General features: G+C 68.9%; 4 protein-coding genes. 3 read left to right on the plus strand and 1 reads right to left on the minus strand.

Annotation, left to right across the window (positions count from 1 at the left end; translation table 11 throughout):
- Positions 1–395 precede the first annotated feature (395 nt).
- Positions 396–1046 (plus strand): hypothetical protein, encoded by a 651-nt coding sequence (locus tag HNR01_RS27270; protein ID WP_183671068.1) that lies wholly within the window; start codon positions 396–398, stop codon positions 1044–1046.
- 92 nt (positions 1047–1138) lie between these two features.
- Here the strand turns inward: HNR01_RS27270 and HNR01_RS27275 are convergent, their stop codons facing one another.
- Positions 1139–1372, minus strand: coding sequence for a hypothetical protein (locus HNR01_RS27275; protein WP_017486281.1), 234 nt, complete (start codon positions 1370–1372; stop codon positions 1139–1141).
- A gap of 450 nt (positions 1373–1822) precedes the next feature.
- Here HNR01_RS27275 and HNR01_RS27280 point away from each other — a divergent pair, with 450 nt between their 5' ends.
- On the plus strand, positions 1823–2836 hold the full coding sequence (locus HNR01_RS27280; protein WP_183671070.1) for an NAD-dependent epimerase/dehydratase family protein: 1014 nt from the start codon (positions 1823–1825) through the stop codon (positions 2834–2836).
- Positions 2837–3049: 213 nt separating this feature from the next.
- A partial coding sequence (locus HNR01_RS27285) for a 2-dehydropantoate 2-reductase N-terminal domain-containing protein (protein ID WP_183671072.1) occupies positions 3050–3180 on the plus strand: 131 nt, incomplete at its 3' end.

Here is a 3180-nt window from a genome sequence, read left to right on the forward strand (position 1 = left end):
GACACTCGTTCGGCGATGCGGGTGCCCTCCACCACGAGCCCGCCGCCGGCTCCCTCCGCCAGGATCGCCAGCGGATCACGGAGCCAGAGGCGGCGCGCCGTCGTGCCGCCCGCTGCCATATCGACTCCCGCAAGGCTTCGAAGAACAGGCAGAGCCGGCCCTGGCTCCAAGCCATATGAAACAGCGACGATAGGGACGGGTCGCGTCGGAGGAAAGCATCCTCACAAAGACCAGTGGTGGAAGTTCAAGCACAGTTCGCGCTTTGATACATAGATCTATGGACGTCGCGCGGGGCCGCCCCTACCTTTGCCGGGAGCTTCCGGCGCAGGGCGATTGCGCCCGGTGCGGAGGCCGACGGCCGGCGTTGTCCATCTCCGATCCTGAGGGGATTTCCCATGTCGCGCGGCAGCTGCTTTCCAACCCTCATCCTGCTCGGCGCACTGCTTGCGGCGGAACCCGCCGGCGCCGACGATAAGTCGGGCGCATCGCTCGCCGAGACCAAGGCGGCCGGTCAGTGGACCGATCCTCCTGCCAAGACCACTACGCCCGCGACGAACGCCGCGGCGAAACCGGTCGCGACACCCGCGAAGGTCGAAGAACCCGATGCCTCGGTCCGGTCCAGCGCCCGCAAGCCCGGGCGCTCGGCCAAGCTTCGCCGCGAGCAGATCCGACGGGTCGCCGATCGCGCGCGGCCGGCGCGGCCGGAACGGGTGGAGGTGGTGCGGAGAGCCGAACGGCCGGGTCGACGGATCGCGACGTGGAGGCCGGCACCGCCGAGAGCGATGAGAACAGCGGCGCGCACCCTGCGTCCGGTCTACGGCTACATCCCGCCCGACGCTCCGGCGGAGGTCTATTACGAGCAGCGCCGGTTCGGAACGGTCGGCAACCGACCCGGGGATCTCGGCTTACCGCCGGAGGGCGGCCCGGCCTATCGCAGCGTCGGCATGCGTGAGGGCGGACACCTCGTCATGCGCTGGCGCGGACCGGGCATCCCGGCCACCCCGATCGGCCAACCGTCGCCGTTCGACGCCTTCGGCGCGGAGTAGTGCGATGAGAATGCGAAGGATGGGTTCGAGGAAGCGGCGGACGCGGACGCCGCGCGGAGCTGGCGCCCGAGCCTGAACGAGGCGGTCGCCCCTCAGCGGATACGCCCGGGACGGGCCGGCTCGAACACGATGCGGCGGTGATACGCACACCAGCTCTTGCCGTCGGCGACCGGCGCTCCGCAACACACGGCCTGGTCGCTCGGCTCACCGATGATGAACTTGCATACAAAGGTCCCGGATTGCGCGAAGGGGACGCGGAGATCGGCGGAAGGCTCCGCAATCGCATCGGCCTCACCGACTTGCGGCAGGCGGAAAAGTTGGTTCATCGTGCGGACACTCGGTGTTCGAACTTACTGGACCCAAGCGGGGGCGACACTGCGCCCTTGGGCCTGGATGGATGTCACGGCCGGCCCGGCCTCTCACCCTCTCCGAGCAACGGTCTTCGGCCCCGTCGGAAGGCGGGACCCGCGTCGCGGGCGGGCGCAAGGCATAGGTCGGCTGATAGTCTGGCGTAAGTATACCTGTTTCCCTGATAGACAAGCCCCGAGCCGGCGCGACAGGTCCGCGCTGGGAGCAGGCTCGACCCTCGAACGTCAGACAACAGGCAAGCGACGATACCCTGAAAGAACCGGTGGAATCGGAAGAAGGTGCGTGCGGGCAACCTCTCCTGAACAGGTCTGTCGCGGACAGGAGCGGCCATCCCAGGGTTTCTTGCGGGACGATCGTCGGAGAGTTATGCCGCCTCATCCTCGGAGAATCGGCGCACCGGGCCTCGCATGCACGCTCTCGTCACGGGCTCGGCCGGCTTCATCGGCCACGCGCTGAGCCGCCGCCTGTTGGCCGCGGGGCATGGGGTGACCGGCTTCGACGGCCTCTCGCCCTATTACGATGTCACCCTGAAGCGAGCCAGACACGCGGATCTGGCCCGGTATCCCGGCTTCGACGCGGTGGAGGCACGGCTCGAGACACCCGGCGCGCTCCTCGACGTCATGGCGCGCGTCAAGCCGGACCTCGTCTTCCATCTCGCGGCGCAGGCGGGCGTCCGCTACAGCCTCGTCGATCCCGGCGCCTATGTCGAGGCGAACCTCGTCGGCTTCGCCAACCTGCTCGAGGCCGTGCGCGCCCATCCCGTCCGGCACCTGCTGATGGCCTCGACCAGTTCGGCCTATGGCGGCAACGCGAGCGTGCCGTTCCGCGAGACCGACCGCGCGGTCTCTCCGCTCACGCTCTACGCCGCCTCGAAGCTCGCCAACGAGGCGATGGCGCATTCCTACGCCCACCTGTTCCGCGTGCCGACGACGGCGTTCCGCTTCTTCACGGTCTACGGGCCCTGGGGGCGGCCGGACATGGCCCTGTTCCTGTTCACCCGGAAGATCCTGGCGGGCGAGCCGATCGAGGTGTTCGGGGAGGGCGCGGCGGAGCGCGACTTCACCTTCATCGACGATCTGATCGACGCGATCGTCGCCCTGTCCGAGCGTCCGCCGCCGCTGCCGGGCGCGGGCGCCCCGGTCTCGTCGGCCGACACCTTGAGCGCGGTCGCGCCCTATCGCCTCGTCAATATCGGCGGCGGTCGCCCGGTCCGGCTCGATGCGATGATCGGTGCGCTCGAAGCGGCTCTCGGGCGCAAGGCCGAACGCGTGCTGAAGCCCCTGCCGCCGGGCGACGTGATCCGCACCCATGCGAGCACCGACCTGCTGCACGCCCTCGTCGGCAGCCTGCCGGAAACGCCGCTGGAGACCGGCATCCCAGCCTTCGTGAAGTGGTACCTCGACTATTATGGGGACCAGTAGGCGCCGGCCGGAACACCCGCCCCGTCCTTCGCCTTCGAGGCCGGATCACAGCCTTTCGGGGCAGTGCCGTTCCCCGCCTGTCACCCGAATGCGCCGAGGCCGGCCACGCTGAGCGCATTGCCGGCACCGGAAAATATGCCGACCCTCGTGACGGGCGGTCTCCTCCGCGGTTCCCGAGGATGAGGATCGCCACGGCAGGGAGACGGATCACCGATGCGTATCGCGATCATTGGCTCGGGCTATGTCGGCCTGGTCTCGGGCGCCTGCCTGGCCGATTTCGGCCACGAGGTCGTCTGCATCGACAAGGATCCGGACAAGATCGCCGCCCTCAACGAGGGCCGCAT

It is taken from the genome of Methylorubrum rhodesianum (genome assembly GCF_014199985.1).
Classification (GTDB): domain Bacteria; phylum Pseudomonadota; class Alphaproteobacteria; order Rhizobiales; family Beijerinckiaceae; genus Methylobacterium; species Methylobacterium rhodesianum.

Bases quoted from the DNA above. Each gene is read 5' to 3' on its own strand.
- HNR01_RS27275 (WP_017486281.1), bottom strand. From the start codon at position 1,372: ATGAACCAACTTTTCCGCCTGCCGCAAGTCGGTGAGGCCGATGCGATT.
- HNR01_RS27270 (WP_183671068.1), top strand. From the start codon at position 396: ATGTCGCGCGGCAGCTGCTTTCCAACCCTCATCCTGCTCGGCGCACTG.
- HNR01_RS27280 (WP_183671070.1), top strand. From the start codon at position 1,823: ATGCACGCTCTCGTCACGGGCTCGGCCGGCTTCATCGGCCACGCGCTG.